Source organism: Burkholderia sp. FL-7-2-10-S1-D7, assembly GCF_001524185.1.
Taxonomy (GTDB): Bacteria; Pseudomonadota; Gammaproteobacteria; order Burkholderiales; family Burkholderiaceae; genus Burkholderia; species Burkholderia diffusa.
In genome coordinates this window covers 1-26,377 of the sequence record NZ_LOWY01000060.1, presented here as the reverse complement: position 1 = coordinate 26,377, position 26,377 = coordinate 1, and the positions used below count along the sequence as shown (strand labels likewise).

Annotated in this window: 27 protein-coding genes and 2 pseudogenes; 9 read left to right on the top strand and 20 right to left on the bottom strand. The window is 65.7% G+C overall.

Going from position 1 to position 26,377, the window contains the following annotated elements:
* Positions 1-2 precede the first annotated feature (2 nt).
* Positions 3-1,157 carry a branched-chain amino acid ABC transporter substrate-binding protein gene (locus tag WS75_RS19570; protein ID WP_059682271.1) on the bottom strand — a complete coding sequence of 385 codons (1,155 nt, stop codon included), beginning with the start codon at positions 1,155-1,157 and terminating at the stop codon, positions 3-5.
* Positions 1,158-1,559: 402 nt separating this feature from the next.
* Here WS75_RS19570 and WS75_RS19565 point away from each other — a divergent pair, with 402 nt between their 5' ends.
* Entirely contained in the window at positions 1,560-1,748 is a 189-nt protein-coding gene (locus WS75_RS19565) for a hypothetical protein (RefSeq protein ID WP_059682269.1), read from the top strand.
* 2 nt (positions 1,749-1,750) lie between these two features.
* On the opposite strand, the gene WS75_RS19560 is transcribed toward WS75_RS19565, so the two are convergent.
* On the bottom strand, positions 1,751-2,671 hold the full coding sequence (locus WS75_RS19560; RefSeq protein WP_059682267.1) for a DMT family transporter: 921 nt from the start codon (positions 2,669-2,671) through the stop codon (positions 1,751-1,753).
* A gap of 57 nt (positions 2,672-2,728) precedes the next feature.
* Here WS75_RS19560 and WS75_RS19555 point away from each other — a divergent pair, with 57 nt between their 5' ends.
* From WS75_RS19555 to WS75_RS19540, 4 genes are all read left to right on the top strand, one after another.
* Complete coding sequence (locus WS75_RS19555; RefSeq protein WP_059682265.1) at positions 2,729-3,715, top strand: LysR substrate-binding domain-containing protein; 987 nt, start codon at positions 2,729-2,731, stop codon at positions 3,713-3,715.
* Positions 3,716-3,885: 170 nt separating this feature from the next.
* Entirely contained in the window at positions 3,886-4,548 is a 663-nt protein-coding gene (locus tag WS75_RS19550; protein WP_059682263.1) for a hypothetical protein, read from the top strand.
* Between the two features lie 112 nt (positions 4,549-4,660).
* Positions 4,661-5,122 carry a hypothetical protein gene (locus tag WS75_RS19545; protein WP_059682261.1) on the top strand — a complete coding sequence of 154 codons (462 nt, stop codon included), beginning with the start codon at positions 4,661-4,663 and terminating at the stop codon, positions 5,120-5,122.
* Positions 5,123-5,346: 224 nt separating this feature from the next.
* The gene (locus WS75_RS19540; RefSeq protein WP_059682356.1) at positions 5,347-5,847 is read left to right on the top strand and encodes a hypothetical protein; all 501 of its coding nucleotides are present in this window, start codon (positions 5,347-5,349) and stop codon (positions 5,845-5,847) included.
* Between the two features lie 146 nt (positions 5,848-5,993).
* On the opposite strand, the pseudogene WS75_RS32510 reads toward WS75_RS19540, so the two are convergent.
* The 12 genes and pseudogenes from WS75_RS32510 to WS75_RS19485 form a co-directional block, all read right to left on the bottom strand.
* Positions 5,994-6,232, bottom strand: a pseudogene (locus WS75_RS32510) (porin); the annotation flags it as partial.
* Between the two features lie 138 nt (positions 6,233-6,370).
* A complete protein-coding gene (locus tag WS75_RS19535) occupies positions 6,371-6,745 on the bottom strand; it encodes a copper resistance CopC family protein (RefSeq protein WP_059682258.1) in 375 nt (124 codons plus the stop codon).
* A 2-nt stretch (positions 6,746-6,747) separates the two neighbouring features.
* A complete protein-coding gene (locus WS75_RS19530) occupies positions 6,748-7,656 on the bottom strand; it encodes a hypothetical protein (protein WP_059682256.1) in 909 nt (302 codons plus the stop codon).
* A gap of 150 nt (positions 7,657-7,806) precedes the next feature.
* Positions 7,807-8,199, bottom strand: coding sequence for a DUF2946 domain-containing protein (locus tag WS75_RS19525; protein WP_082729664.1), 393 nt, complete (start codon positions 8,197-8,199; stop codon positions 7,807-7,809).
* A 174-nt stretch (positions 8,200-8,373) separates the two neighbouring features.
* Positions 8,374-8,826, bottom strand: coding sequence for a four-helix bundle copper-binding protein (locus WS75_RS32505; protein WP_257129417.1), 453 nt, complete (start codon positions 8,824-8,826; stop codon positions 8,374-8,376).
* Between the two features lie 205 nt (positions 8,827-9,031).
* Positions 9,032-9,901, bottom strand: coding sequence for an HvfC/BufC N-terminal domain-containing protein (locus tag WS75_RS19515; RefSeq protein ID WP_059682248.1), 870 nt, complete (start codon positions 9,899-9,901; stop codon positions 9,032-9,034).
* The gene (gene bufB / locus WS75_RS19510) at positions 9,901-10,782 is read right to left on the bottom strand and encodes an MNIO family bufferin maturase (RefSeq protein WP_059682245.1); all 882 of its coding nucleotides are present in this window, start codon (positions 10,780-10,782) and stop codon (positions 9,901-9,903) included. Before bufB ends, WS75_RS19515 begins: the two co-directional genes overlap by 1 nt.
* Before the next feature lie 46 nt (positions 10,783-10,828).
* Entirely contained in the window at positions 10,829-11,083 is a 255-nt protein-coding gene (locus WS75_RS19505) for a BufA1 family periplasmic bufferin-type metallophore (protein WP_059682243.1), read from the bottom strand.
* An 896-nt stretch (positions 11,084-11,979) separates the two neighbouring features.
* Positions 11,980-12,711, bottom strand: coding sequence for an energy transducer TonB (locus tag WS75_RS32500; RefSeq protein WP_257129412.1), 732 nt, complete (start codon positions 12,709-12,711; stop codon positions 11,980-11,982).
* On the bottom strand, positions 12,704-13,102 hold the full coding sequence (locus WS75_RS19495) for an ExbD/TolR family protein (RefSeq protein WP_059682240.1): 399 nt from the start codon (positions 13,100-13,102) through the stop codon (positions 12,704-12,706). Before WS75_RS19495 ends, WS75_RS32500 begins: the two co-directional genes overlap by 8 nt.
* A complete protein-coding gene (locus WS75_RS19490) occupies positions 13,099-13,689 on the bottom strand; it encodes a MotA/TolQ/ExbB proton channel family protein (RefSeq protein WP_059682237.1) in 591 nt (196 codons plus the stop codon). Before WS75_RS19490 ends, WS75_RS19495 begins: the two co-directional genes overlap by 4 nt.
* Before the next feature lie 27 nt (positions 13,690-13,716).
* Positions 13,717-16,077, bottom strand: coding sequence for a TonB-dependent receptor (locus tag WS75_RS19485; RefSeq protein WP_059682235.1), 2,361 nt, complete (start codon positions 16,075-16,077; stop codon positions 13,717-13,719).
* Positions 16,078-16,495: 418 nt separating this feature from the next.
* On the opposite strand from WS75_RS19485, the gene WS75_RS32495 reads away from it, so the two are divergent.
* Positions 16,496-16,843, top strand: a complete 348-nt coding sequence (locus tag WS75_RS32495; RefSeq protein ID WP_082729662.1) for a hypothetical protein — start codon at positions 16,496-16,498, stop codon at positions 16,841-16,843.
* Between the two features lie 219 nt (positions 16,844-17,062).
* Here WS75_RS32495 and WS75_RS19475 read toward each other — a convergent pair whose 3' ends face one another.
* The 4 genes from WS75_RS19475 to hflK (WS75_RS19460) all read right to left on the bottom strand — a co-directional run bounded on the left by WS75_RS19475 (position 17,063) and on the right by hflK (WS75_RS19460) (position 23,078).
* Entirely contained in the window at positions 17,063-19,015 is a 1,953-nt protein-coding gene (locus WS75_RS19475; protein WP_082729661.1) for a heavy metal translocating P-type ATPase, read from the bottom strand.
* Positions 19,012-20,055, bottom strand: a complete 1,044-nt coding sequence (hflK, locus tag WS75_RS19470; protein ID WP_059682231.1) for a protease modulator HflK — start codon at positions 20,053-20,055, stop codon at positions 19,012-19,014. The genes WS75_RS19475 and hflK (WS75_RS19470) overlap by 4 nt, the downstream gene beginning before the upstream one ends.
* Positions 20,052-21,089 carry a protease modulator HflC gene (hflC, locus tag WS75_RS19465; protein ID WP_059682229.1) on the bottom strand — a complete coding sequence of 346 codons (1,038 nt, stop codon included), beginning with the start codon at positions 21,087-21,089 and terminating at the stop codon, positions 20,052-20,054. Before hflC ends, hflK (WS75_RS19470) begins: the two co-directional genes overlap by 4 nt.
* A 93-nt stretch (positions 21,090-21,182) precedes the next feature.
* Positions 21,183-23,078: a protease modulator HflK gene (hflK, locus tag WS75_RS19460; protein ID WP_059682227.1), complete on the bottom strand. Its 1,896-nt coding sequence runs from the start codon at positions 23,076-23,078 to the stop codon at positions 21,183-21,185.
* Between the two features lie 186 nt (positions 23,079-23,264).
* Here hflK (WS75_RS19460) and WS75_RS33700 point away from each other — a divergent pair.
* Positions 23,265-23,348 (top strand): annotated as a pseudogene (locus WS75_RS33700) (transposase); the annotation flags it as partial.
* A 214-nt stretch (positions 23,349-23,562) separates the two neighbouring features.
* Here WS75_RS33700 and WS75_RS33695 read toward each other — a convergent pair.
* Positions 23,563-23,724, bottom strand: a complete 162-nt coding sequence (locus WS75_RS33695; RefSeq protein WP_156429827.1) for a hypothetical protein — start codon at positions 23,722-23,724, stop codon at positions 23,563-23,565.
* Between the two features lie 57 nt (positions 23,725-23,781).
* Entirely contained in the window at positions 23,782-24,621 is an 840-nt protein-coding gene (locus tag WS75_RS19450) for a helix-turn-helix transcriptional regulator (RefSeq protein ID WP_059682225.1), read from the bottom strand.
* A 240-nt stretch (positions 24,622-24,861) separates the two neighbouring features.
* Between WS75_RS19450 and WS75_RS19445 the strand changes: the two genes are divergently transcribed.
* Together WS75_RS19445 and WS75_RS19440 are read left to right on the top strand one after the other, a co-directional pair.
* Positions 24,862-25,983: a polyamine ABC transporter substrate-binding protein gene (locus WS75_RS19445; RefSeq protein WP_059682223.1), complete on the top strand. Its 1,122-nt coding sequence runs from the start codon at positions 24,862-24,864 to the stop codon at positions 25,981-25,983.
* An 11-nt stretch (positions 25,984-25,994) separates the two neighbouring features.
* Positions 25,995-26,377 (top strand): ABC transporter ATP-binding protein (locus WS75_RS19440; protein ID WP_156429826.1); only part of this gene is annotated, 383 nt, incomplete at its 3' end.

Here is a 26,377-nt window from a genome sequence, read left to right as displayed (position 1 = left end):
CGTTACATCTTCACCTGGTCGAGGAAGGTCTTCTTGCCGCTCTTGTAGCCGTAGATCGAGATGATCCCGTGCGTCAGGTCGCCCTTCGCGTCGAACGTCGTCGTGCCGATCACGCCTTCATACTTCGTCGACGGCATCGCCGCGAGGATCTTCGCCGGGTCCGTCGAGTTCGCGCGCTTCATCGCGTCAACCGCGATGTAGACCGCGTCGTACGCGAACGGCGCATCGAACTTGATACCCTGGTTGAAGCGCTTCTGATACTTGGCGAGGAACGCCGCGCCGCCCGGCATCTTCTCGAGCGCGGCGCCGGCCTGCGAGCACAGCACGTTGTCTGCCGCCGGGCCGGCCAGTTCGGCGAGCGAGTCGGTGCACACGCCGTCGCCGGACAGGATCTTCGCGCGCAGGCCGAGCTGCTTCGCCTGCTTTGCGAGCGGGCCACCGGTGGCGTCCATGCCGCCGTACATGATCGCGTCCGGGTTCTCGCCCTTGACCTTCGTCAGAATCGCGCGGAAGTCGACCGCCTTGTCGTTGGTCGCATCGTGCGACAGCACCTTCAGGCCGAGCGCTTTCGCCTTCTTCTCGAACTCGTTTGCAAGACCCTGGCCATAGGCGGTCGAATCGTCGATCACCGCCACGCTCTTCACGCCCTTCGCCTGCGCGTAGCTCGCGAGCGCCGGACCTTGCTGCGCGTCGGTCGCGACGACGCGGTAGGTCGTCTTGAAGCCTTGCTGCGTGTAGGTCGGGTTCGTGGCCGACGGCGAGATCTGCACGATCCCTGCATCGCTGTAGATCTTCGACGCCGGGATCGACGTGCCCGAGTTCAGGTGGCCGATGACGGCGACGACCTTGTCGTCGACGAGCTTCTGCGCGACCTGGGTGGCCTGGCGCGGGTCGGCCGCGTCATCCTGTGCGTCGAGCTGCAGCGTGACCTTCTTGCCGCCGATCGTCAGCCCCTTCGCGTTGATTTCCTCGACCGCGAGGCGCGCGCCGTTCTCGTTGTCCTTGCCGAGGTGCGAGATGCCGCCCGTCGTCGGTTCCACGCTGCCGATCTTCACGACCTGGTCGGCCATCGCGCCCGACGCGGCCGCGAACGCGGCGGCGGCCAGTGCGACGGTGATCAGGGGTTTGCAGCGCATGCCGACAGTGCTTCGTTCCATCTGCCATCTCCGAATTGAATGTCTTTCTATTGACGTCTCGACCGGCCGGCTGCGGGCCGGGGCGATCGGACGAGTCTCCGTACCCGTCATGGGCATCGCTTGCATGCCGCCCGGGCGAGCGAGTGCCCCGCGTCTGACGCCATGCAATTCGTATGAATATATCCGAAGCCGATTTGGCGCGCTGCGGCGAATCGCGTAGCGGGCGGCGCGGCACGGTTCGGCGCCCGGATTGCCAGGGTGCCGGTTGCCGGAAATCATGCACCGCAGCGGGCCAAAGGCTGCGATTCGCTGTCGATGGCCTTACGGCCGCATCCATTATTCGTCGGGTCGCAGAGGCGAAGCCATGGACACTGATGTGCGGTCAGTCGGAAACTGTTCGGTCGATTTGTCTGCACAGTTTGGATGCTCGCCATCGCGCAGCCGGATTCATGGAGAAGCTTTATCGAGTGCGACATCTGCCGAGCGCAACTAACGGTCAAGCCTGCCGGCATCAACGAATTGGCGCAGGCGTACGGCCCGGACAATACATTCGGCTTCGCAGATGCCGGAGTTCGCCTGGGCCTGTCCGCTTCTGGCTCGACGGGCAGGTGACGTTACGCGTTGCGATCGCGATGCTGCGACCGCCCGCGCAAGGCGACCAGGATCACGCCTGCAATCGCCAGCAGGCCGCCGCATACCGTCTCGATGCCGGGCCGCTCGCCCGTCAGCATCATCGACAGGGCTGTTGCAACAGCTGGCGTAAGATAGAGAAAGTTGGCGGCGCGCGCCGCACCGAAGTAGCCGAGTGCGAAGGTCCAGGTCGCGTAACCGAGTGCCGCGGGAAATACGCCGAGGATCAATACCGCCAGCGTCGTGTCGTGCGACGCGCCGCCGAGCGAGTCGAGCGCGCCGGGCAGCCAGGGCGTGAGCAGCAGCGCACCGGCCAGCAGCGTGTACGCGGCGCAGGGCAGCGCGCCGTATACGGGAATCAGCCGCCGCTGCAACACGAAATAGCTCGCCGAACACAGGGCCGCGCCGAGAATCAGCGTACTCCCCGAGCCGAGGACAAGCCCGCCCGGCTGCCCGTGCGCAATCACGCCGATGCCGGCGAGGCTGACCAGCGAACCGAGCCACCCCCACCGATTGAATCGTTCGCCGAGAAACACCGCGGCAAGCAGCGCGGTGAAGATCGGCAGCGTGTTCACGATGAAACTCGCCGCGCCGGCCGATACGGTCCGCTCGCCGGTATTGAGCAGTGCGTTATAGAGTGCGATGCCGAGGAAACCGCAGGCCACGAAGCGCAACGCATCGCGTTTCGTGGGCCTCGGAGGCCGTCGCCACGCAAGCCACGCGATCACGAGCAACGCGGCGGTAGCAAAGCGCGCCGCCGCGAGTTGCAGGGGCGCCAGGCCATGGAGGCCGATCCTGATGAACGGGAATGCGGAGGCCCACGACATGATCGTGAACGCGACCGCGCCTGCCGCGACGAGCGGTTGTCGCGCGCCGCGCGACGACGATGAGGAAAGGGTATTCATGCGGCAATGGTGCGATGTCGCGAGATGTTAAGCTAGCGCACAGATCAACATTCAGATATGACCATGACTCACAGCTCGGTTCGGCGGCGAGCCGCGAGTCCGGCGCGCGCAAGTCAGCTGACGGATGCGCTGCCGCTTGCAGCGCCGGCACCTGGGCCGCGGCCGCCGCTCGCCAGCCTGGAGACCGTGTGTACGGTTGCGCGTCAGGGTTCGTTCCTGGCGGCCGCCGACGTCTCCGGCGTGACGCACGGTGCGATCAGCCGGCGCGTGGCCGCCGTGGAAAACTGGCTGGGCATGGCACTGTTCGAACGTCATGCTCGCGGCGTGCGCCTGACGCCGGACGGGCAACGCTTCGTCGGCCGGATCGAACAGGCGTTCGCGATCATCGACAGCGCGGCCGATCAGTGGCGCTCGCCGCGTACGCCTCGGCTGGTGAGGATGAGTGTGGTGCCGGCATTCGCGCAGCTCTGGCTGCTCGAGCGGCAGCAGGCGCTCGAGAGCGAGGCACCCGCGTTGCGCATCGAACTCGGCATCGAGCTTCGCAACGTCGATATCGCCGGCGGCGAAGCGGATCTGTCGATCCGGTATGGGCGCGGCAACTGGCGTCAGCTCGAAACCCGCGCGTTCATGCCGGAACGGCTTTATCCGGTCGCGCATCCGCGGCTCGCCGAGCAACTGGCAAAGATGCGCCGCCGGCGCGGCGATGCCGCGCTGCTCGAGATGCCGCTGCTGCACGATTCCGACGTGACCGGATGGCGCACCTGGTTCGAGTCGCTGGGCATTCCGTTCAAGCCGCGGGCGCAGGATCGCCGTTTCGAGGATTACAACCTGGTGCTGGCGGCAGCCGAAGCCGGGCTCGGCGTGGCGCTGGCGCGAACGCCGCTCGCGGACGCGTATCTGAAGCGCAGCGCGCTCGTTCGGGTGAGCCGCCGTGAGGTCGATTCGCCGCTCCGGTATCACTTCGTGCATGCGAAGGGGGAGAATCGGCCGGAGGTGCTCGCGTTGATGGAGCGGATGCGGGCGGCGCTGGGGGAACAGGGTTAGGTTGTGTGGGCGTGGGGGCCTGCTTCGGCGGCGCGCCCCAAGCCTGTGCGTGGATACATACAGATGGGCCGCGGGATCGTCGACAATGCGACCGCGGAAAATGATGAGGTTGGAGAGATGAACGTAAATCGAGCAATTTTGCAGTCGTTCGGATGCACCGGAGGTACACGATGAACAGACCAGACAAGTCGTCGAAAGCGCGTGCTGCGCTCGATCAGTTGTTCTCGGGCATTGCGCCGGCGGATGCGAAAAGCGCGTCACGCCCGGGCAATCCGTTCGATGCGGCGGGGGACGATGTGTCTACCGACGCCGACGGCCGGGTGGAAGTGACGCTGTCGACCAGAATCCAGTTGCGCGGCTACCCGGGTGCGGATGCGTTCATGAAGCGCATGGCCGAAGCGTGGGGCCTCGAGTGGGGGACGTACGATAGCGTTCAGGCCATCGCGAAGCTGCCTGCCGGATGGCGATCGCGCCGGCTTCCGGAAGTCACGCAGATCGTCGACGGACACGACGTGCTGCGCGCGGAGAGCAGTCTGCAGGGCGGCGAGATGTCGTACCTGAAAGTGAACCCGCGGTACTACATCGACGCCCGCAAGGGGTTCGGCTGGGGCAAGTCGTCGAAGGCATCCGACGATCCGGATCTCGATGGCCCCGACTGGAACTGCTTCGTGATCGATCGGGAAAAGTCCATCGAAGTGCACGAATTGACGACCTCGTCGTTGAAGGCCGATATGGACAATGCCCGCGCGACGTTGCTGAAATGGCTTGACGAGAACTATCCCAAGCATCGCGATCCGTTTGCGTATTGGTCGGACTGCGAAGGGGCGTCGTAGCGTTGCGTGGCGGCCCGGGTCGGTATCGCGGGTACACGTTGCCCGATCGTAATCGCCGCGGATGGGCCGCACGCCGCGTCGATGTATCAGCCGGTCGCCATGGGGGCGCCAATTGAAGCGAATCAGTCCGGTCCAGATTCTCTGGGCGGCGTTTGGCGCGGCGGTCGGGTCGACCGTCATCGAGCTGCTGCTCTGGTCGATCGCCGGCGATGACGCCATCCGGAACCTGCTTCGCGACGCGCGCCTGACGGCAGCCATCGTGATGGGGCGCAGCGTGCTCGGCTCGTCCGCCGGCTTCGATCCGATCGTCATGGGTGTCGCGACGCTCGTGCATGCCGCGCTCTCGCTTGCCTATGCGGCCGTGCTGGCGATCGTGGTGCGGAACATGTCGCTCGGGGCCGCGCTTCTCGCAGGCGGCGCGTTCGGACTCATCCTGTACGGCGTCAACCTTCACGCCTTCACGGCGATCTTCCCGTGGTTCATCGCGGTTCGCGGCGCGATCACGCTGGTGGCCCATCTGGTATTCGGGGTCACGGCAGCGGCTGTCTACCACGTCGTCAAACGCCCGGTTTGACGCTCACCGCGGCAACGATTGCCGACGGTTCCCGCTTCCTTCATTCGCATCCCGACCCCTGGAATAACCGGGCGTGCTGCTTCGTTCAGCCGTCAGGAGACCCGATACGAAGCGGCGGCCCGTTACCGCCGCGCGATGAATCTTGCGCAAGCAAACCGACGTGCCGGGTGCGGCCAGTTACACCGGCGGTCGAGTGGTCGGGGGCAACAATGCGGGAGCCGATCATGTGCAGCATGTTTCGATTCGGAATTGGCATCGTCTGTCTTTGCCTTTCCGCGCCTGTCCTTGCGCAAATGGACGACGAATTGCCGGACTACGGCACAAACTGCCGCGCGGTCGTCGCGCAAGCGAACATCGACGGCACGGAACAGCAAATCGTGGGGCGGGCGTGCCTGCAAAGCGACGGCACATGGCGGATCGTGCAAAGCGACGACGGCAGCGTGCTGTGGTACCCGGCGGCGGCCTATCCGTATCCCGATCCGTGGTACTGGGGGCCGCCGCTTTTCATCGGCGCGGGCGTGAGCTTCATCTTCGTCGATCGGTTCCGTCATTTCCGCCACTTCGATCACGTCGATCACTTCAACCGGATGGATCATCGCCACTTCGGCATGCCGGTGGGGTCTGGCTTTCACCATGGCCCGTTCATCGGCGGCGGGGGCCACGGATTCGGCGGCATGCATTCATTCGGTGGCATGAGCGGGGGTGGCGGATTGCGGCGGCATTAGGCCGGCGTTTCGACGTACGGCAAACGCGTCGCCCGGTTCGAACGCCAGGTCGATCTGAACGTCTCGATTGGGAACGCGACAGCGTAAACGGCGCAAGCGCGCACGATGGTGCGCGCCTGCGTGGTTCGCGCGATGCGACGTTGCGATCAGACCTTGTGGCGAATCCCGACGACCGCGAGTTCCTGCGTATCGGTGCCGGAGTTCACGCAGTACGAGCCGACCGACGCGGCGGCTTTCACAGTCGCACGCGCTCGCGTTGAGCGTGTTGCCGCCGCCTTCTGCTAGCCGAACAGCGCATACGGTCTGTGCGCTTCGACAGCGCGTAGTCCGCGCCGAGGTTCACCTGGTTGTCGTGCGCGGAAGCTGGGCCCGTCAGCGACGTGTAAGTGTTGCAACCGGCGGCGCATGAGCGACGGCGCGTCGTCCAACATCCTTGCCGCCAGACAGCCGCCCACCGCGCATGCGAATGACGCATTCGCGAGGGCGGCCACCACGATCGATGCGGATGGCGCGACCGGTTCCATTACTTCACCCTGAACGAATAGTCGCCATGCGTGCGATGCCCGTCCGCGGCCACCGCCACCCAGTGCACGGTGTACTTGTCTGGCGGCAACGGCGGCAACGCCACGCTGATCGACTTCCTGTCGTTCTGGTCGATGACGGCCTTGGCCGTGTTGACGGGCTTGTCCGTCGAGTTGCTGACGGTCAGCGAACTGAACGCGGGTTCGAGCGGCCCGTCGAACACGATCGTCACTTTGGCGGGTGCCGGCACTTCGGCGCCTGCCGAGGGTGTTTGCGTTTGCGGGAACACATGCGCAAAGGCGACGACCGGCATCAGGATGGCCGTCGCGATCGCTGCTGCGCACGCGCCACGCCGAAGGCGCTTGAATTGACGCATCGCTATTCTCCTTTGCCGAACAGCGGTTTGCCGATCGTGTTGGGAAACACGTCATCCAGGTAGAGATGCGCCTGCAGCAGCACGCCCACGCCGGTTCCGCTCGCATGATTGACGGGAATCTGCGCCTCGACGCCGAACTGGCCCCAGCGATTGACCCACATCACGCCGGGATTGATCGTGCCGGTCGTGTGGCCCGAACAGGGACTGGCGGTGCAGGTGTTCATCGGAAATTCGACGAGGGGGATCAGGTTGTTGAACGGCGCTCCGAGCCCCATGTCCTGCACATGGCTTTGCAGATACGGCACGCTGTATTGCACGGTGACGCCCCAGCTCAGCGAGTTCGGATCGGCGCTGTTCAACGTCAGGCGCGGGCCGACGGTTCCCGTGATCGCCAGCGGCTTCAGGTATTTCAGGCTGTCAGGCAGATCGCCGAAACCCTTGCCGAAGTAGAGCGTCGGCGTCACGGCCGAATGCGGATCGGCGATCGAATGCGCGCCGGTCCCGCCCAGTTCCATGAACGCACCGATCGAGGCCATGAACTCGTGCTTTTCGTTCACGTAGAAGCGGTACTTGGCGCCGACCTGCCAGTTGTCGAAGCCACGCGCCGAGCCGCCGTTCGGCGCGTTGAGGTTGATGTAGGTGCCCGTCACGGAAAGCTGGAAGCTCGGCGTGATCCGCTTGTCCCATTCGAGCATCGTCGTGTTGGTGTTCTGCTTGTCACCATCGTCCGTGTAGGACTGGAGGTGGCCGAAGTTGAGGTTGAGTTCGTCCCCGACGCCGGGGTCGTCAACCGCCATCGTCGCAGGAAAAACGCGATTCCCGGCCACGGCATGGGCCGACGCATCGACTGAAATGAGGCACGGCGCGAGCGCGCACAGCGCCGCGGCGCCCCGTTTGAGAGTGGTTCGCATGATCCGGTCCTGGACATGTTGTTATGACGCGCCCCGCAGGCCGTCCGGCCGACTCCGAAGTCCGCGCTGGGCAATGCAGGGCAGGTACGCGCGAGCACAGCCACGTCGTTTGCCGACGTCGCTGGAATCGCGGGAAAGCGTCAACGAAGATCAGGACCAGGCAGGGGGCGCGCGCGGCTGAACCGGCGTCAGAACCGTGTAGGGGCGAAACGCATCGGCGATGACCGGCGAACGGAACGAGGCCTTCAGCGGCGCGACGCCGGAAATCGCCATCGTGCCGGGCAAAGCCGGCGAGTGTGCGATCAGTCCGCAGTAGGGGCATGCGTCGCCAAGCAGCGACGAATCGGAACCGTGATGGTGGGCGTGATGCCCGGCGTGAGCGAGTTGGCCGACCGCCATCACATGGTGACCATGATGGGAATGATCATGGACATCGGCATGCGCACCACGAAGCACCTGAGAGACGGTCGGCGCGACCATGCTCAACAGGATCGCGAGCATCCCCAGAAAAGCCCCGATTTTCTGACGGCGGCGGCTGGTCATGGCACACCAACTAGACGTCGATGCAAACAGTATGCGGAAAATCCGCGTGGGGATGTTCGAACTTTCCGTTAAGTAAATACCCGCAAAGATGCCGAAGCGCAGGCGGCGGCCAATCGCGGCCGCCTGGTGGAAGCGGTTCTGCTGATGGGGGGAGCGACGAATCCGCTCCGGGGTTCAGGTCGCGAGCACTGCGCGGCACGCATTGGCGCACGTGCGGCACGACTCCATGCATGCCTTGCACGGTTCGTGGCTATCAGCGTGCTTCTTGCACTCCGCCTCGCAATCGGTGCATGCGTCCAGCGCGACCTTGGCGAGCGCGGGAAGATAGTGCGAGTTCTGGTTGGCAAGCTGTTGCAGCGCGGTGCAAAGCGACAGCATTTGGGACGCGCTGGTTGCACAGGCAGCCAAATCCTTGTTCCCCTTGCCCAGAAGGCCAATGCAATGGCTCACGCAGACCTGCCCCTTCGACATGCAATTGCCCGCTGCGTCGGCAAGCGCGCTGCCGTGACCGCCATGATGCATGTGAGGGCTTTCCGCAGGCGCGCTTTCCTGGGCCGAGGCCCGCTCCATCGTCGCCAATGCGGAAAGCGCCAGCAGCCCGGTACCGAATAGTGCGTCACAATTCACCACGACGACAACACATCCGAAGGTCAGAATTCGCAGCCACCGGACAAACGGGGCTGGAACCGCCAAATCCTAACATCGCGGGCGCGCTTATGGCTTAGTCGCGTGAATCGTTCTTGCCCGATGCAAAGGCCGACGAACGAATACGTGCACCCTCCCGATGAGCGTGGCGACAGCGGCGTTCAGCTCGCCGTCTCGAACACTCCGGTCAAGCTGATTGTTGGGCCGCGCTCGCGGCGGTGCCGGTAATCGCCGATGCCGCTATCCACGCATGCCATTGCGTGGCGAAATCGAATTCCGGATCGATCGCAAACGCGGCGTCGAGCGCTTCTGCCAGCGTTTTTTCACGTTGCAGTGCGATGAAGGCCGCGTGTGCGGCCTCGGAATGCGCGAGAACCGTGGGTTGCCATCGCGGGCGCACGATGAGACTCCACGTACGGACGTCGAGTTGCTGCGGGAAGACGCCGCCTGGCTGATGTGCGCGCCAGACGTCGGCAACGGCATGGTCCGACGCGATGGCCGTGCATGCCGGATGCACCGCGAGTGGCGTATCCAGCAGGCGCTCATCGCCGAGATCGAGCCATTGCTGCGGCGTGAATGTCGTGACGTCAGCGGCGAAACAGGCGATGTGCAGCGCCCATTCGAGGCGAGCGACGTCTGCGAAATACCGGAACCGCGAGTCTCGCTCGTAATTGCCGACAAAGGCCGGCAACGCATCGCCGAAGCGATTGAGGTCGCCGCTTCGGGACGGATGCGTACGGGTGTAGGCAAGTGACAGCGCATCGAAGTAGGCGCCACCGACGAGCGCCAGCAGCACCGGATACGCGTTCGCGAGCGCCGCGCGCCAGTGGGCGCGAACGTTGCCGCGATAGAGGCCCAGGCGCTGGCGCAGGGCGTCGGCGGGATCAGCAGCGAGTTGAACCTGCGGTTCAGGTGACGTGTTCCCCTTGATCGCAGCCGATGCCCTCGTCGCCGCCGGTGACAAAGGTTTCAGATGGGCGAGCAGGGGCGCCTCCTGCTCCGGATTGTCGAGCGCGTTCGCGAAGATCTGCTGGAGCGATTCGAGCGGCGTGGCCATCAATCGTCCTGCCTCGGCGCAGCCTTCATTTGCTGTCGCCCGTTCTGGCCTGCGCGAGATTGCGCGACACGCGCGAGCCGGGCCTCGTCGACCAGTACGTTCAATGGCGGAATATCCGTGTCCCATTCGATCAACGTCGGCACTTCGCCGAAACGACGCAGCGCATGTTCGTAGAGGTTCCACACGGCAGGGGCAACACGTGAGCCATGGTCATCGATCACGGCGATATCGGTCGCGCGATGGCCGGCCAGATGGATTTCGCCGATCACGCCGGGCGGCAACGCATGCATCGATGCGATCGCGTCCTCGCCGTGATTGCACTGGTTCACATACAGGTTATTGACGTCGAGCAGCACGCCGCATCCGGTACGCCGAGCCAGTTCGGCGAGGAACGCCGTTTCGCCGTACTGGTCATCGTCGAACCGAAGCCAGGTGGAAACGTTTTCGAGCAGGATCGGCCGGCCGAGTACCTCCTGAACCTCGTGGACTCGCGCCGCGAGGTGGGCGAGCGCTGCGTCGGTCAGCGGCATCGGCAGCAGGTCGTTCAGATGGCCAGCGGCCGTCGCACCCCAGCACAGGTGGTCGGAAACGAGCGCGGGTTCGATCCGCTTGACCAGCCGCTTGAGCCGGCCCAGATGTTCGGCGTCAAGCGCAGCGGCCGAGCCGAGCCCGAGGCCGACACCATGCAGGCTGACCGGCAGGTCGCGTCGCACGGTGTCGAGCACGTGCAGGTCATACCCGCCATCGCCGAAATAGTTTTCGCTATGCACCTCGACCCAGTCGACCGCGGGCGGTGCTTCGAGGAAGTCAGCGTAGTGGGCCTGACGCAGCCCGATACCGATACCGGATGCCGCGCCGGCAACCGGACCGACCGTGATCATGTGACCTCCCGGGTATGGCGGTGATCACCCTGGGATACGCACGGCATCAGTTGCCGAACGTGCCGCCCAGTTTTTCGCAGGTACCGATTGGCACGATCTTGAAGTCGCCCTTGTCGTTGTCGACCTTTGCCTGGCCGGCACAGCCATGCACACCCGTCTTGCTGCCGCAGTCGTTCTGGCCGGCCTTGGCGATGCCATAGCACTGCACCTTTGGTTCCTCCTGCGTGGCCGCGACGGCTGCCGCAGCTACACCGGCGAGGGCTGCGGCAAGCAGGGCCTGCCGGCTGAAGTTCGATTTCATTGTCTTCTCCAGGTAGGGGCGGCACGCGATTGCCGATGGAGTCGGCGCCATGAATCGCTCAGGCAACTGCGTTCGCAGGCACTGAACGAGCACATCGCCGTTGGCACAATCCTGCCACCGTCTGTACGAGTATGACACGCCGTTTTTATAGATTCATTCGCGCCTTCCCCTACACGGTCATGGGGATAATCCCGCCAAACAGACCTTGCCCGGCCGCCCGTCACCGACCCGGCCAGATACGCTCGACCGTGACCATGCGGCCTGACGTCCATGACGATCACGTCGGTTTCGGGTCTGGTCGCGTTCGTTGTCTGCAGCATCGAGGGTCTCGGACAGCTTTTGGACAGACTGTATTTCTCGGGACCAGTCGGGGACGCAGTGAGCGAACTGACCGGAAATTCGCAGTGCGATTGATTGCCGCGTGGCTGACGCAGGACATCATGCGCCCGCGGTCCATTTCGCCGCTTGCGGGTATTGCGATCGGCTCTTGCATCACGTGCCGGCGCCGTCACCCGCTTTGCCGCAATGGCTGGCGGCTCCAGTCGACGGAGGCATACAACCTCCGGCTTAGCTTACGTTCGTCTTTCGAGACTTCCCCCGGGCGGGACGCCCCCGGGATTCGCCGTTCCTCATCTGACGCAACCATTCCCAGCGGTTGATCCAGCGGCTCGGCTGCGCTTGCATCGGTCTATCGCCGAACCACTTGCCGAGTGCGGCGGTCGTCCGGCACGCGGCATCCTCTCGGGGCTGCTCAATTACCTGGTGACGGCCGGAGCCGACAGGATTCACACTCAAATATCGACTGTCGGCTCGGATCGCAGCGACAACGCGCTGCACCTTGCCGTTGCTGCGAAGGCTTGCGCATACCCCTGCTGCGCGCGGGCACCCCAAATCGCTCAATTCACGTTGAAATGCACGCGCACGTCCTGTTGGCTCTCGACAGGACGCCCGTTTTCCATCGCGGGGAAAAAGCGCCATCGGCGCAGGGTCTCGAGCAGGATTTGATTGAGTCGAGGATTCTGCGTCGGTTTGACAAGATCGATGTCGAACGTGCCGTCTGCGTGGACAAGAAAGCGGGCGACCGCGATCGCCTGATATCCCTGCTCGCGCAAATCGTCGGGTAGTTCGGGCAGCGGCTGCGAAATCAAACGTGCCTGCGCATTGCCCGCCGAGGCTGAATGAGTCGTGGTGGAGTCCGCTTTCGTCGCAGAGGCAGACCGCGCATCGTCGAGTGCCGCATGCGCGGTTTGTGTCTCCGTCGACGCAAGCGGTTGTTGCGTCGGCAGCGCGTCGTGCGGGGGAGCCGGATCGAACCGCTTCACGGCGGCGGCATGCCGAACCGGCGCGAGCGCCTGCGCTGGCCGTAGCGGCACCGGCTTCGATACGGTGTGTTCCATTGGTGCCGCTTTCGATTCCGCATGCGTCGTGGGTGGCGCACTTGGCGGCAGTTCGACCACCTGCATCTGAATTGAATCCGGGGCGGGCGAAGCCGGTTCGTCGCCGGAGAATAGCCGCGTCGAACTCACAAGAAATGCGCCCCAGATCACGCTGGCGAGCGCGATGGCTCCCGCGAACCGACGCCCGTAACGATCGGGCCGCGAACCGGATTCGAGCGCGTGCCTAGTCACGATGAACCGCGATGAGAAAATGCTCGGCCCCGGCCCGCCGGGCTTCAAGCATCGCCTGCACCACGATGCCATGCGTTGCACCGTCGTCCGCCGCGATCACAATATCGTGATTCCGGCCGAGCAGATGTGCGACGGTACCGTTCACGCGGTCGAGCGACACCGGTTGCTGATTGACGAAGATCTGGTTCGTCCGGCTTATCGCCAGCGTCAATGGGCGATCCGCCTGCAGCTGCTGCGCGTGTCCACGCGGCAGATTGATCCCGACCGCGTCGAGACGCTGCATCGCGAGCGAGGTCAGCATGAATGTCGCGAGCAGGAAAAACATCACGTCGATCATTGGAATGATCTCTATACGGCCGCGCCTTGATGTGCGCGAGCGGCGCAGTTTCATGACGACGTCCCCGCCTGTTCGCGCGCCAGCCGCATTTCGGCGAGCCGTTCGTTCGCGAACGATTCGAGATCGTCCATCAATCTGTCGACGCGTCGCGAAAAATAGTTGAATGCGAATAGCGACACGAGCGCGATGACGAGGCCGATCGCAGTCGCGACGAGCGCTTGTGCGATGCCGCCCGACACGCCGGCGGGACTTACGAGCCCGTCGCCGCCAATCAGCCGGAACGAGTGCATCATCCCGACGATCGTGCCGAGCAGGCCGAGCAGCGGTGCGGCCGTGACGATCGTCTCGAGCAGCCAGAGCCCGCGGCTCATGTCGCGCTCGACCTGCTGCGCGGCGGCATCGAGCTTCGCTTCGACGTGCCAGAGCGGCGTCGTACCTTGATCGAAGATCGCGGCGAGTCGACGTGTCACGTGCCGCTCCGGCAGTGCGCGAGCGGCGCTGCCGCGCCCGCTCGTATAGCGCCAGAACACGTATGCACGGTCGAGCGTGATCGCAAGTGCGATGATCGCGAGCGCGCTGAGCGGATAAACGACCCAGCCGCCGATGCGCAACGCATCCGTGAAACCTGCCCATTCATTCATCGTGTGTTACCTCGTGTGAGCTGGAACTCAGAAGTGTTTGGTCAGGCCAGCATAGATCGCGCGCCGCGGTCCGAATTGCGGCGCGCCGACGCCGATGCCCGAGCCGTCCCGCAGTTGATAGACGCGGCCGAACGTATTGACGAGCGCGACGCGGGCGTCGAATTTGCCGACGATCGGCTCCTCGAAGTGCTCGAGCACGCCGAGATTGACCTGTGCGTACCATGGCAGGCGATCGGTATTCGCAAAGCCGCGCCGCAGGCCGCTTCCAACGATGCCGTCGGCGCTGAAGGTCGTCTTGCCGAGCGAATACGCACCACCGAACGACGCCGTGATGCGCTGATCGTGATCGAGATACACCCAATTGTTCGCGATGTAAGCGAGCTCGTCGGGACCGAAGTTGAATTGCGCGGACTCGATGTTCTTGCCCTGTGCGCCGCTATACGCGACGTTCAGATACGCGGAAACGTTGCCCTGCTTGTAGCTCGACGTGAATTCGAGGCCGTACACACGGCCGTCCTGATAGTTGAACGGCGTGAAGATCAGTGCGGTGCCGAACTGGCCTTCGTCGAGCAGATCGGACACCTTCTTGTAGTACGCGTCGAGCCCGACCGTGAGCGCGGGTGTGAGCCGCTGTGTGATGCCGATGTCGAAATAGTGGCTGCGCTCGGGTTTCACAGGATCGTTCTGCGCGCTCGGGCTCTGGTTCGTCGTGCCATTGAACGTGCTGATCGTCGAATCGGACACGAGTTCGAACGCCGGGGGCGTGAAATAGCGCGCGTAGCCTGCGTGCAGCGTCGTCGATTCGGTTGGCTGATAGACGAGGCCGATACGCGGACTCAACTGGCCGGCCTGCACGTATTCGTTCATGCGATCGACACGCAGGCCGTAGTTCAGCGTCAGCTTTGGCGTGATCTTCCATTCGTCCTGCGCGTAGAGGCTATATAGATAGCCCGACTTGTCGTTCGAATCCGAAATCGTGGTCGGCTGATCCGACAGCTGATTGCCGTTGTCGTCGACAGGAAATACTGCGACGTTGTTGTTGAAGACCGCGTGCTCGCGCTCGAACATCACGCCGGCACGCAGTGTATGGCTGTCGTTCAGTCGATAGGTGAAGTCTGCCTGGACACCGTTCGCGCGGTTGCTGTGGAAGTCGTCGGACGCGACGCCGTTGAAGATCAGATCGCCGACCGGATCGGGATTGAATTTCGTACGTGTGTAGCGCGTGAAGAGCGCAACCTGGTAGTCGAGCGCACCGCCGTTCGTGCCTTGCAAGGCGAGCACGGCGAAGTTGTTCAGTTCCGCCTGCGTCTCGTTGAGCGCGGCCGAGTCGAATGTCGAGTTCCCGTTGAGCGTGTACGCGGGCGCGATGCCGGGGGTATTCGGGATCTCGAAGCGATTGCTCGTTGTGCCGAACATCAGACTCGCGCGCGTGAATGGATTCAGCAGATACGACAGGTAGCCGAACGCGTTGCCTTGCCGCGTGTGGTCGTGCAGCGGATTTCCGTTCGACGTCGGCGCCTCGATGCCGAGATTGTTTTCGCCGAGCGTGCCGGAAAAGTAATAGATGAACGGGCCGTTCGAACCGAATACGTCGGCGCTCGTCTGGAGCGTCTGATGACTGCCGCCGTAGACGTCGATCGTGCCGCCGTTGCCGGTGTCGCCGGATTTCGTGCGAATGTCGACGACGCCGGCCGTCCGGTAGCCGTATTGCGCGGGCAGCGCGCCGGTGACGAGGTTCACCTGGTCGATGATCCGCGAGTCGAGCGACTGGCCGAAGCCGCTGATCGGCTCGGGAATGATGATGCCGTTCAGCCGGTATTGCAGATTCGCGTGATCGCCACGTACATGCAGTTGCCCGAACGAATCGTAGGCAACGCCCGGCGCTTGCAGCAGCACCTGATTGAGCGGCGTGTTCTCGCCTTGAGGCAGTGTCTCGATGTCGGCCCGCGAGAACCGGTAGACGCTGGCGCCGACTTCCGGCAGCAGTCCGTTGCGTGCGCGATCGAGCCGTTTCGCGTTCACCGTCACGTCCAGCGTGCCTGCGTCCTTGCCGAGCGTCACGTCGACCGGGGCGGGCGCCTTGCCTTGTGCGACTGTCGAGACGCTCGTGCCGGTCGCGTATCCGGGCGCGTCGACGACTGCCACATAGGTGCCGGGCGCGACATTGTCGAACCGGAAGTGGCCGTCGGCGCCGGACTGCGCGTGCGCGACTGCGTGGCCGTCAGCATCCTGGAGCGTGATCCGGGCGTGTGCGAGCGCGTGACCTTGCGTATCGGCGACGGTGCCGGCAAGGGTCGTGCCGGCATCGGCGGCGAAAGCTTCAGCCTGGAGGAACGCGGCGAACGCCAGGATGGCGGCCTGAGACAGTAGCAGGCGGTTGATTTTCATTGTGCGTTTCGGGATGGGGTCGTTTTTTTCCCGCGAGAGCACGTTGAAAGGCACGTCGAAATGACTGGATACGTTATAACATATCATTTCTAGGGCGCCATTTCCCGTCTACGGGAAGCCTCTTGCCGACGTGAGCGAACAGGACGCACGCGTCACGCCAGAATCGAGATGATATAACGTTGCATTCGTCGTGCACAATGCCCCTGTTTGTTGCAGGTCGGTGAGTTTCGCTCGACGCAGCCATGCCGACTGGCCCTCACGGTCGGCCGGGAGTATCGTTAGGGGGCGTGCCACGCATTCCGGTTTCGTTTTCTGGTGGCGCAGATCCGCGCCAGGCAGGTTCCCCCGTCGAAGCCTCTTTCGATGCGGCATCGACAGGTGGTCGTCGAATGTTCCCGTGCGGACAAAGGAGACAAGCATGAGCCCATGCAACGAACCTCATCATGCTCACCATGACCATCAGCATGGCCCGGGCTGCGGACACACCGCCATCAAGCACGGCGACCACGTAGATTATCTGCACGATGGCCATTTGCATCATCCGCATGGCGATCACGTCGACGAACACAAGGTCGAGGTCAGTGCAAACAATCCGGACCAGTGCACGCCGGGTTGCGGCGACCATGAACCGGGCCACGTCCACGGCCCCGGCTGTGGGCACGAGCAGGTGCCGCATGGCGATCACGTCGACTACCTGGTCAACGGCCGTCTTCATCACCCGCATGGCGATCATTGCGACGACCACGGTCCGGTGGAAGTCGCCTGAGCAGTATCGAAGCGCGGCGGGGAATCGGATTCCCTGCTGCCTTCTCGGACGCCGACAGGTGCATCAGGCGTGCCAATATCGCCACGGCTGAAGGCACGCTTTCCGTGCCCCCTCGTTTGGCAGCGAGCTGCCATTCATTGAACGAGTATTCGTCCGGATCGTGCTGGATCTGGCAGTGGCTGCCTGTAGGGGGCCCGTCAATCTGGTCCTGGACACAAGCTAAGGAGCCAGCGCCGAACTAGAGGAGTCGTCGATCCGCAGCAGACGGCCGGCGTTGGCAATTACGATGAACGTGCCGACGTTGTGCAGGATCGCGGCCCACACCGCGCCGAGCACGCCGGTTGCGGCCAGCGCGATCACCGCGAGCGTCCATGCGAGGCCGATCGCCGCATTGGTCGTCGCCGTGCGCCGGCATTGGCGGCCGAGGCGGATGCAGGTCGGAATTCTCTTCAGGTCGTCGCCCAGCAGCACGACGTCGGCCGACGCGATCGCGATATCGACGCCGCGCTCGCCCATTGCGATGCTGGTCGAGCCCGCCTTGATCGCCAGCACGTCGTTCAGCCCGTCGCCGATGACGAGCGGATGCAGGCCAGCGCCGATCTCGCGCATCACGTAATCGAGCTTGTCGTGCGGCAGCGCCTGCGCGATCACCGTCTCGATGCCGGTCTCGGCCGCGACCTTGCGCGCGACGGCCTCGCGGTCGCCCGTCAACAGCGTCTGCCGCGCAAGGCCCAGCGTCCGCAGCTCGGCGAGCGCTTCGCGCGCGTCGGGACGCAGCGTATCCGCGAAACCGAACCACGCGAGCAGTCGCCCGCCGAGCGCGAGGCCGACGAGCGGTCCGTCGAAACCGTCCGGGGCCGACGGCAGCCCACCGACGTAGTCGGCCAGCAGCACGGGCCGACCCAGCACGGCCGTGCCGTCCGACGTGTCGGCGACGACGCCGAGCCCGCGCAATTCCCGCGTGCGTTCGAACGGCGCAACGGCGGCGCCGTCGAGACCCGACGCGGCGGCATCGCGCACGAGCGCGCGGCTCGCCGGATGCGCGCTGCCTTCGCCGAGCCGCGCGGCCAGCGCGCGCGCCTGCGCGCCGTCGACGCCGGGCTGCAGCCATACCTGCCGGACCTGCAATTCCCCGCGGGTGAGCGTGCCCGTCTTGTCGATCACGAGCGAATTGACCTCGGCGATCTTGTCGAGGAACGCGGCATTGCGAAACAGGATGCCGTGCCGCGCGCCGACCGCGATCCCGGCAATGGCCGTGGACGGCGCGGCGAGCACCAGCGCGCACGGGCACGCGGCCACGATGACCGCGAGCATCGCCGACGCATTCGCAGACGTGAACCAGACGATCGCCGCGATCAGCAAGACGAGCGCGAGATACGCGCCCATGTGCCGCTCGAGCACCTGCGTGACAGGCGGCTTCGCCTGTTCCGCGTGCTGCATCAGTGCGATGATCTTGCCGAGCGTCGAATCCTTGCCGGTGTGGGTGACCTCGATGCGCAGCACACCGTCGAGATTCAGCGCGCCGCCATAAACGGTGCTGCCCGCATCGACGTCGAGCGGCACGGATTCGCCGGTGAGCGGCCCGTTGTCGACACTCGACGCGCCCGCTGTCACGATGCCGTCGACCGGAATGCGCGCGCCGGCCACCACTTCGATACGGTCGCCCGCACGCAGCGCGTCGTACGCGACTTCGGTGACGCTGCCATCGGCGCCGATGCGGCGCACGCGGCCGGCCGTCAGCCGGCCGAGCGCGCGAATCGCTTCCTGCGAGCCGAGCACGCTGCGCTCCTCGAGCGCGTGCCCGAACGTCATCACGATCGGCAGCAACGCGGCCGTCGTCATGTCGCCGATCGCCCACGCGGCCAGCATCGCGAGCGCGATCAGGCGATCGGTCACGCCATGCAGGCTCGGCGCGCGCAGGCTGTGCCAGGCGCTCGCAAACACCGGCCCCGCGACGATCAGCGACGCGAGCGCGGCGAGCAGTTGTGCGAGCGTCTCGCCGCCGGCCGACAGCATGCGCCACGCGAACGACAGCACGAGCAGGCCGCCCGCGAGCAGCGCCAGCGCGATCTGCCGCGTGATCGTGCGACGTTCGTCGGACGACAGCGCGTAGGCGGTGGTGCCGGTGGAAGCGGCATCCGGCTGCGTGGCCGGTTCAGCAAGCGAATTCATCGGACGTTTCCGGGCAGGATCAGATTCGAGGTGTCATGCGGATCGATCGTCGTCACGCGCCCGGCTTTCGACAGCACGCGCTGCACGCGGTCGCGATACAGCCGCGCCAGCAGCCCCGGATCGCCGTTCTCGCGCAGCGTCGCGTCGAGCTGCCGGATCTCCAGCGTGTTGGTCTGCGCAGTTGCGACGCGTTCGGCCGCGCGTGCCTGCGCGTCCTGGACGATCCGGTCGGCATCCTGCTGTGCATCCTGCCGCCGCTGTTCGGCGGCGGTGCGGGCTTCGGCGATGGTTCGCTCGGCGACCTGCAGCGCCGTCAGCACCGCGTTGAACGCGTCGGCGGCCGCACCGGGAAACGCAGGCTGCACGTCGACACGCGCGACTTCGACACCGAGCCCCGCGCGCGCCGCGTCGAGCGCGCGCAGGTGCCGCGCGATCGCGTCCGCGAGATCGCCGCGCAACCGTTCGCGACGCGCGGCCATCTGCCGGTCGGCGGCCAGTTGCTCGGGGCGCGCGACCAGAATCGCGTCGAGATCGCGAGTCGCCGCGACCTCGACGGCCGACGCGGACACGATCCGCTCGAGCGCCGCGTCGAGACGGTCCCGCTGCAGCACGTACGCGTACGGATCGCTGACCCGGTAATAGAGCACCGCGCTCAACGCGACCGCGCCCCCGTCGCCGGTCAGCACGTAGCCGGAACCGGCCAGCGCGTCGGGCAGCCGCGTGACGCCCTGCGCGGACGGCGCGAGCGCCCGCGGATCGCGGTCGAGCGAGCGGATCCGCTGTTCGAGCACGCGCGCGGCGCCCGGCACGAGCAGGACCGATTCGAACGGGTGCGGCCATGCGATCACGAGTCCGGCGTCCTGGGTGCGCACGAGCGCGCCGAAACGCATCACGACCGCGCGGCTGTCCGCCGGAATCCGCCGGATGTTCGAGCCGGCCCATGCGCACGCGGCGAGCACCGCGAGCGCGGCGACGAACCAGAACGACAGGCGCACGGCCTGCGCGCCCGGCCCGAGCGGCGGTGCGGGTTGGTCGCTCATCGCGCGGCCTTGTGCGCCTTGGGCGCCGGCGCGGCCTGCCCCGACGCGTCGGCCGGGCCCTGCACGAGCACGCGGAACGGCGCGGCGTCGGTGCGCAGAATCAGGTTCGTATTGGTGCCGACCACCGCGTTCAGCGTGTCGAGTGAGCGCAGCATCGTGTACAGGTGCGGGTTGCCCGCGTAGCTCTTGCCGTAGATGTCGGCCGCGTCCTTGCGCGACTGCGCTTCGATGCCGGCCGCTTTCACGTTCGCATCGGCCAGCGCGATGCGCGCGTCGCGCTCGGCGTCCGAGCGGATCTGCGCGGCCTCGCGATTGCCGTCCGCGGTGCGCTGGGCTGCCACGGTCTCGCGTTCGGCGCTCATCCGGTCGACCGTCGCGGCGAGCGTGACGGCCGGCAGCGTCAGCCGTTCGAGCCCGACCTGGACGACGCGCACGCCGTATGCCGCATAGAGCTGTGCGTCGATCTGCCGGCGCAGCGCATCTTCGAATTCGCCGATCTTCACCTGGGCCGGATCGGTGTTCACGAGCGACGCGAGGTCGTACCCGGCGGAGGTCGTCTGCAGCGCGGACCCGACGAGCGAGCGAATCTGCCGCGCCGCTTCGTCCGGCTCGTTGCCGACCGCGCGCATGAAGCGCCCGATGTCGCGCGCATCGGCCGGCACGCGCCACGCGACGTAGGCCTCGACGATGATGCGCAGCCCGTCGCGGGTGCCGACGTCCTGCAGGCCGCTCGACGTGGTGTGCAGGCGCAGGTCGACGGGTGTCACCGCGTCGATCGGCGCAGGCAGCCGCCACGCGAGCCCGGGTTCGAGCAACACGCGCACGGGCCGCCCGAAGCGCGTGACGACCGACGCCTCGCCGGCGCGTACCTGTACGAAGCTTGCGACCGCGAGCGCGACGAGCACGCACAGCAGCGCGACGGCGACACGCAGCCGAAACGCGCCTGGTGGTTGCGGTGCGCCGCGATGCGCGTGGTGGTCGTGGCCATGGCCGTGGTGCGCATGATCATGCGCGTGCGAATGAAACAGACTCACGATGTCGCCCCGGGTGCGGTGTCGCCCGCGTGCGGTGCGGCGGCACGGCCTGCCGCCGTGTTGCGCCGCCCGCGCGGATAACGCCGCGACATGTCAATGGATGCCGGCCAGATCGCCGGCGGGAGTGTTGCGAAGATCGACGGTCGCCCGCGTGCCGTCGGCAAGCCGGTCGTCGATGATCGTCATGCGCGCGTTGCGCAGCCCGCGCTGCAGCCGGTCGAGGTAATACTCGAACGGAAACGCGGGGCCGCCGAGCCGGTACGCGACCAGGTCGGCGTCGAAATCGATCTGCTGCACGCGCGCCGCCGACACCGTGTCGCCGGCCTGCGCTTCGGCGTGCGCGACCCGTTCGAACGCCTGCTGCTGAGCGTTGCCGAGCAGGCCGGCCGCGAAGCCGTGCGCCTGAGCGACGCTGCCCTGTGCACGGATCTGCGCGGCCTGCACGTCGTGGAAGGCGGCGGCCGCACCGGTCGGCGGATGCACGCTCTCGATCACGACCGCGATCACGTCGACCCCGCTTTGCAGCCGGTCGAGCTGCTGCTGGATCGCCTGCTTCAACTGGTCGGCCATCGCGGCCTGATTGGTTTCGAGCAGCGACTCGAGCGTATGTGACGCGAGGTAGTGCACGAGTTCGCGATTGGCGCTCGTGCGCACCGTGCTTTCCGGGTCGATCGTGCGATAGAGCGCCGCGCGCGCGTCGGCATCGGTCGGACCGAGACGGTAGTCGACCCGCACGTCGGCGTTGACGATCTGGAAGTTCTGGCGGTCGCCGTTCGCGCCGGCGATCACCTGGGTGGTTTCCCACGGATGCGGCACATCCCACAGACGGTCGAGGCGCTCGGGCGTCGGACCATCGGCAGGCACGGGCGACGCGTCGGCACTGCCGTCGTTCGCGCTGCCCGCGATCGCGACCTGGTGCACCGCGCCGTTGTCGACGATGCGCGCGCGTCCGAACGGCCAGGGCAGACCGACGTGCAGGCCCGGCTGCCAGACCGCGACCGGCGCGCCGAACCGTTCATAGACTGCACGCTGCTCCGGATTCAGCACGACGACGGCGGTGAGCAGCCACGCGCAAGCGACAGTGGCGGCCAGCGCGCCGGGCAGCAGCCGCACGAAGCTGCGCCAGCCCCAGCTCTGCCGCAGGTCGATGCCGTAACGATCGCGCAGTTCGGCGCCGAGCGACGCGAACGGCGACGGGCGACGGCTCAGCAGCCCGGCGAGCGCGCTGGTCGGCACGACGGCGCCGCGCGGCACCGCGAACCACGACAGCACGCCTCGCAGGGCCAGTTCGGCGGCGACGGCTGCGTTGAGCAGCGCGACCGCATGCACGAGCCCGTCCGCGGTGCGGTGCCGGAACGCGAACCATGCGGCGGCCACGGCACCCGCGAGCGCGGTGGCGAGCGCGACGCGCAGCACCCGCGTGAGCGAAGCGGACACCGCCGAACCACTGGCGGCCGCCGCATGATGGCGTTCGACGACGAGCGTAAGAAAGGCGAGAACGATGCATGCCGCGCCGGCCGCGAGCGTGGGTTCGGGCGCCGCCATCGCGCGAACCAGCATGGCGGGCGACGGCGGCTGCCATGCGAGCGCGGCAAGCGCGGCGGAGAGCGCACCGCCGGCGGTGACGGCCCACGGCCGCCAGTCGATCGCGGCGGCGATCGCCGGCCACGGGTTGTAGTCGTGTTCCGGTTCCTGTTTGCGGCTGAACGCATTGCGTAGCCAGTCGCCGATCAGCGTGGCGGCCGATCCTTCCGGAGGATGGCGGCGTGCGCGGCCAGCGAGCAGCACGCCGATCGCGACGACAAGTACGTTGCACCATGCGCTGGCGAGCGGCGCGCACCAGCGCAGGTCGGCGGGCAGGATGTCGACGGTGCCCAGCGTGCCGAGCACGGCAACCAGCAACGCGGCGGCCCCTGCGACCGGCGCGAGTGCGTCGCGGCCGGCCGGGATGCCGGGAGTGTGGTCGTTGCCTTCCGCCTGTTGCCCCATCGGGGTTCCTTACGTAAGCGTTACAGGGTGTGCAGGAATCCGTGCGGAATTCTGCGAGCGGCAATGTAGCGCGGCGGATGACGAAACTCAAGGTGATCTACGCGAGTGGAGGTATCCACACTCTGGACCGGCCAGCCTTTCGTTGACATCTTCGAGCCATCATTTATGGCAACCGAGGAGGTCAGTGTGAGCAGCAAGCGGTATACGGATGAGTTCAAGATCGAGGCAGTCAGGCAGGTAACCGAGCGTGGTCACTCGGTGGCTCACGTCCGGCAATTCTACTCAATGTACGACGGGGCACTTGAGGACCGGAACAGACTGGCAAACCGACTTGCCGGGCATCACGACCAGTCGACAGGTAACAGTCAGTGATTCGGGGGTGAAGTTCGCGGGTTCAAGCCGCCGACCAACGATTGAAACGGTTACTGCGCTCAAACGCCGATGGGACGGCCATGTAACAGATTTCCGAGGCTGTCTAAATTTGCTAAGCGAGCACGAGCTCGACGACCGGATCGTACTGGCGGCCGAGCGTCACGGTGCCGTACGTGCTGCATCGGATTCCCCCGTTGGTCGACTTGTCTGACGAGTCGGCGAACGATATGGACAGCGCACCATCAAGGGAACCAACGAATTTTCGAATCGTCATGAGGCGGCGCGAAGATGGATGCGCGCGCAACGAGCCGACGCCCTGCGCGCGGGGAACCTACGCGTCGTGCCGCCGCGACGCGTTTCTCAGCACGAGCGTCATCAGTTGCCTGCGCGATTCGACGCCGAGCTTTGCGAATGCGCGTTTCGCATACGTGTCGATGGTGGACGTCTTGAGGCCCATCGCCTGCGCGATCGCGGCCGACGTCATGCCCTGGATGAACGACGCGCACACATGCATCTCGCGTGCGGTCAACCGTTCCTGCCATTCCGGCAGCCATTGCGCGACGAGATCGAGATCGAGGTCGAGCGCATCGCGTTGTCCTTCGTCGGCGGAGATTGCGCCGAGCAGGCGCTTGTGCGTGGACGCCATCGGCAGCACGACCTGCGACAGATGTTTCAGCAGGCTCAGCTCCTTCAGCGAAAACGGCGGCAGCCGCCGCGAACGCGCGATCGAGATCGAGTAGCGCGTGCCGCCCGTCACGCCCGCGATCACGCATTCGTCGTGAATATCGCCGGCATCGAAGAACAGATGCCGGAGTTCGCTCGCGACGCGCTGCGACGATACCTGCAGCAACTGCACGTCGCTTTCCGTTTCGATCGCCGCGTACGTGGCGTCGTCGCTCGCATAGCTGCGGTAGTAGTGGCGCATTACCTGCGCGACCAGCTCGGGCTCGCGGCCGAAGCTGCCGATCCAGCCGACGCTGCGCCGGCCCGACGACGCACTGCGTTCGTAGTCGAGATGCACGGCGTCGAAGTCGACGTAGCGCACGAGGGTGTCGTAGACGGCGCGCATGAACTGCGGCGTCCCGACGGCTTGCGCGATGTCGCCGAGCGTTTCCGTCACGAATGCGACGTGGCTCAGCGGGAGATCGGGGGCGGGAAGCGCAGCGCTCATGGCGTCGTGTTTCGAAGATTTCAGGTGGCGCTACAGGTATCACGAACAATTTCGACTGGCTACGCGGGAATCTACCCAAGCGGCCCTGATCGACGTCGCCGTTTGTCCCGGTTTTCGGGACTGACGGTGCGGGCCGCGATCTCTACATTGACCCTTGTGCTGAACACCGCTTGACGGCGTTGACGCGAGTCCGGACCGGACCGGGCGCAACGGCCGATCGCCATCACAAGGAGAATCCCCATGCGTATCCGTATTCGCCGTCGTCCGGCCTTCCGCGCCGCGCTCGCCACCTCGGCGGGGCTCGCCCTCGCGGCCAGCCTGTCCGCTCACGCGGGCGAGTCAAACCTGAACGTGTACAACTGGTCGGAGTACGTCGCGAAGGAGACGGTGCCGAACTTCGAGAAGCAGACGGGCATCAAGGTCCGCTACGACAGCTACGACAGCGACGATACGCTGCAGACCAAGCTGCTCGCGGGCAGCTCGGGCTACGACATCGTCGTGCCGACGTCGAACTATCTCGCGCAGCAGATTCAGGCCGGCGTGTACCAGAAACTCGACAAGTCGAAGCTGCCGAATCTCGCGAACCTCGACCCGGCGCTGATGAAGATGATGGCGAAGGCCGACCCGGGCAACCAGTACGGCGTGCCCTGGGCGTGGGGCACGACGGGCATCGGCTACAACGTCGAGGCGGTCCGAAAGCGGCTCGGCGACGCCGCGCCGACCGACAGTTGGGCGTTGCTGTTCGACCCGGCGAACGCCGCGAAGCTGAAAGGCTGCGGCATCTCGCTGCTCGATGCGCCGGACGCCGCGTTTGCGGCGGCGCTGCAGTACATCGGCAAGGATCCGGAGAGCAAGAACCCGGCCGACTACCAGGCGGCCTACGACGTGCTGAAGAAGATCCGCCCGTACGTGACGCAGTTCAGCTCGGCCGGCTACGCGGACGATCTCGCGAACAACGACGTATGCGTCGTGCTCGGCTGGTCGGGCGACGTCAGCATCGCGCGGCGGCGCACGCAGGACGCGAAGCGGTCGTACGAAATCCGCTACGTGAATCCGAAAGAAGGCGGCCTGCTGTGGTTCGACGTGATGGCGATTCCGAAGGATGCGCCGCACCCGGAAGCCGCGCTGAAGTGGATCAACTATATCGAGGATCCGAAGACCAACGCGGCGATCACGAACGAGATCTTCTATCCGAGCGCGAACAAGGCCGCGCGCGCGTTCGTGACGCCGGCGATCGCACAGGATCCGAACATCTACCTGCCTGACGGCACGCTCGCGAAGACGTCGCTCGCGATGCCGCGAAGCGGCGACATCGCGCGGATGCAGAACCGTTTGTGGCTGCAGTTGAAGTCGGGCGGTTGAGGGCGACGACGATGATCCAGCTCCTCCAGGATGCGCCGGCCGCGGCCGGCGCGCGCTACGACGCGTTCGTGCGCATCGAAAACGTCGTGAAGAAATTCGGCGATAGCACGGCCGTCGACAACGTGAACCTGACGATCGCGAAGAACGAGCTGTTCGCGCTGCTCGGCAGCTCGGGCTGCGGCAAGTCGACGCTGCTGCGCATGCTCGCAGGGCTCGAGACGGCCACCTCCGGCAAGATCTTCGTCGACGGCGAAGATCTCGCGTCGCTGCCCCCGTACCGCCGACCGGTGAACATGATGTTCCAGTCGTACGCGCTGTTTCCGCACATGTCGGTCGAGGCGAACGTCGCGTTCGGCCTGAAGCAGGAAGGCACGCCGAAGAACGAAATCAAGGA

Coding starts and splice junctions, on each gene's coding strand:
- WS75_RS19495 (WP_059682240.1), bottom strand. CDS start 13,102: ATGAAACTGCGCCGCTCGCGCACATCAAGGCGCGGCCGTATAGAGATC.
- WS75_RS19445 (WP_059682223.1), top strand. CDS start 24,862: ATGCGTATCCGTATTCGCCGTCGTCCGGCCTTCCGCGCCGCGCTCGCC.
- WS75_RS19570 (WP_059682271.1), bottom strand. CDS start 1,157: ATGGAACGAAGCACTGTCGGCATGCGCTGCAAACCCCTGATCACCGTC.
- WS75_RS19450 (WP_059682225.1), bottom strand. CDS start 24,621: ATGAGCGCTGCGCTTCCCGCCCCCGATCTCCCGCTGAGCCACGTCGCA.
- WS75_RS19490 (WP_059682237.1), bottom strand. CDS start 13,689: ATGAATGAATGGGCAGGTTTCACGGATGCGTTGCGCATCGGCGGCTGG.
- bufB (WP_059682245.1), bottom strand. CDS start 10,782: ATGATCACGGTCGGTCCGGTTGCCGGCGCGGCATCCGGTATCGGTATC.
- WS75_RS19550 (WP_059682263.1), top strand. CDS start 3,886: ATGAACAGACCAGACAAGTCGTCGAAAGCGCGTGCTGCGCTCGATCAG.
- WS75_RS19535 (WP_059682258.1), bottom strand. CDS start 6,745: ATGCGTCAATTCAAGCGCCTTCGGCGTGGCGCGTGCGCAGCAGCGATC.
- WS75_RS32495 (WP_082729662.1), top strand. CDS start 16,496: ATGAGCCCATGCAACGAACCTCATCATGCTCACCATGACCATCAGCAT.
- hflK (WP_059682227.1), bottom strand. CDS start 23,078: ATGGGGCAACAGGCGGAAGGCAACGACCACACTCCCGGCATCCCGGCC.
- WS75_RS19560 (WP_059682267.1), bottom strand. CDS start 2,671: ATGAATACCCTTTCCTCATCGTCGTCGCGCGGCGCGCGACAACCGCTC.
- WS75_RS19555 (WP_059682265.1), top strand. CDS start 2,729: ATGACCATGACTCACAGCTCGGTTCGGCGGCGAGCCGCGAGTCCGGCG.
- hflK (WP_059682231.1), bottom strand. CDS start 20,055: ATGAGCGACCAACCCGCACCGCCGCTCGGGCCGGGCGCGCAGGCCGTG.
- WS75_RS19540 (WP_059682356.1), top strand. CDS start 5,347: ATGTGCAGCATGTTTCGATTCGGAATTGGCATCGTCTGTCTTTGCCTT.
- WS75_RS33695 (WP_156429827.1), bottom strand. CDS start 23,724: ATGACGATTCGAAAATTCGTTGGTTCCCTTGATGGTGCGCTGTCCATA.
- WS75_RS19505 (WP_059682243.1), bottom strand. CDS start 11,083: ATGAAATCGAACTTCAGCCGGCAGGCCCTGCTTGCCGCAGCCCTCGCC.
- WS75_RS19515 (WP_059682248.1), bottom strand. CDS start 9,901: ATGGCCACGCCGCTCGAATCGCTCCAGCAGATCTTCGCGAACGCGCTC.
- WS75_RS19525 (WP_082729664.1), bottom strand. CDS start 8,199: ATGACCAGCCGCCGCCGTCAGAAAATCGGGGCTTTTCTGGGGATGCTC.
- WS75_RS19475 (WP_082729661.1), bottom strand. CDS start 19,015: ATGAATTCGCTTGCTGAACCGGCCACGCAGCCGGATGCCGCTTCCACC.
- WS75_RS19530 (WP_059682256.1), bottom strand. CDS start 7,656: ATGCGAACCACTCTCAAACGGGGCGCCGCGGCGCTGTGCGCGCTCGCG.
- WS75_RS19565 (WP_059682269.1), top strand. CDS start 1,560: ATGCTCGCCATCGCGCAGCCGGATTCATGGAGAAGCTTTATCGAGTGC.
- WS75_RS19485 (WP_059682235.1), bottom strand. CDS start 16,077: ATGAAAATCAACCGCCTGCTACTGTCTCAGGCCGCCATCCTGGCGTTC.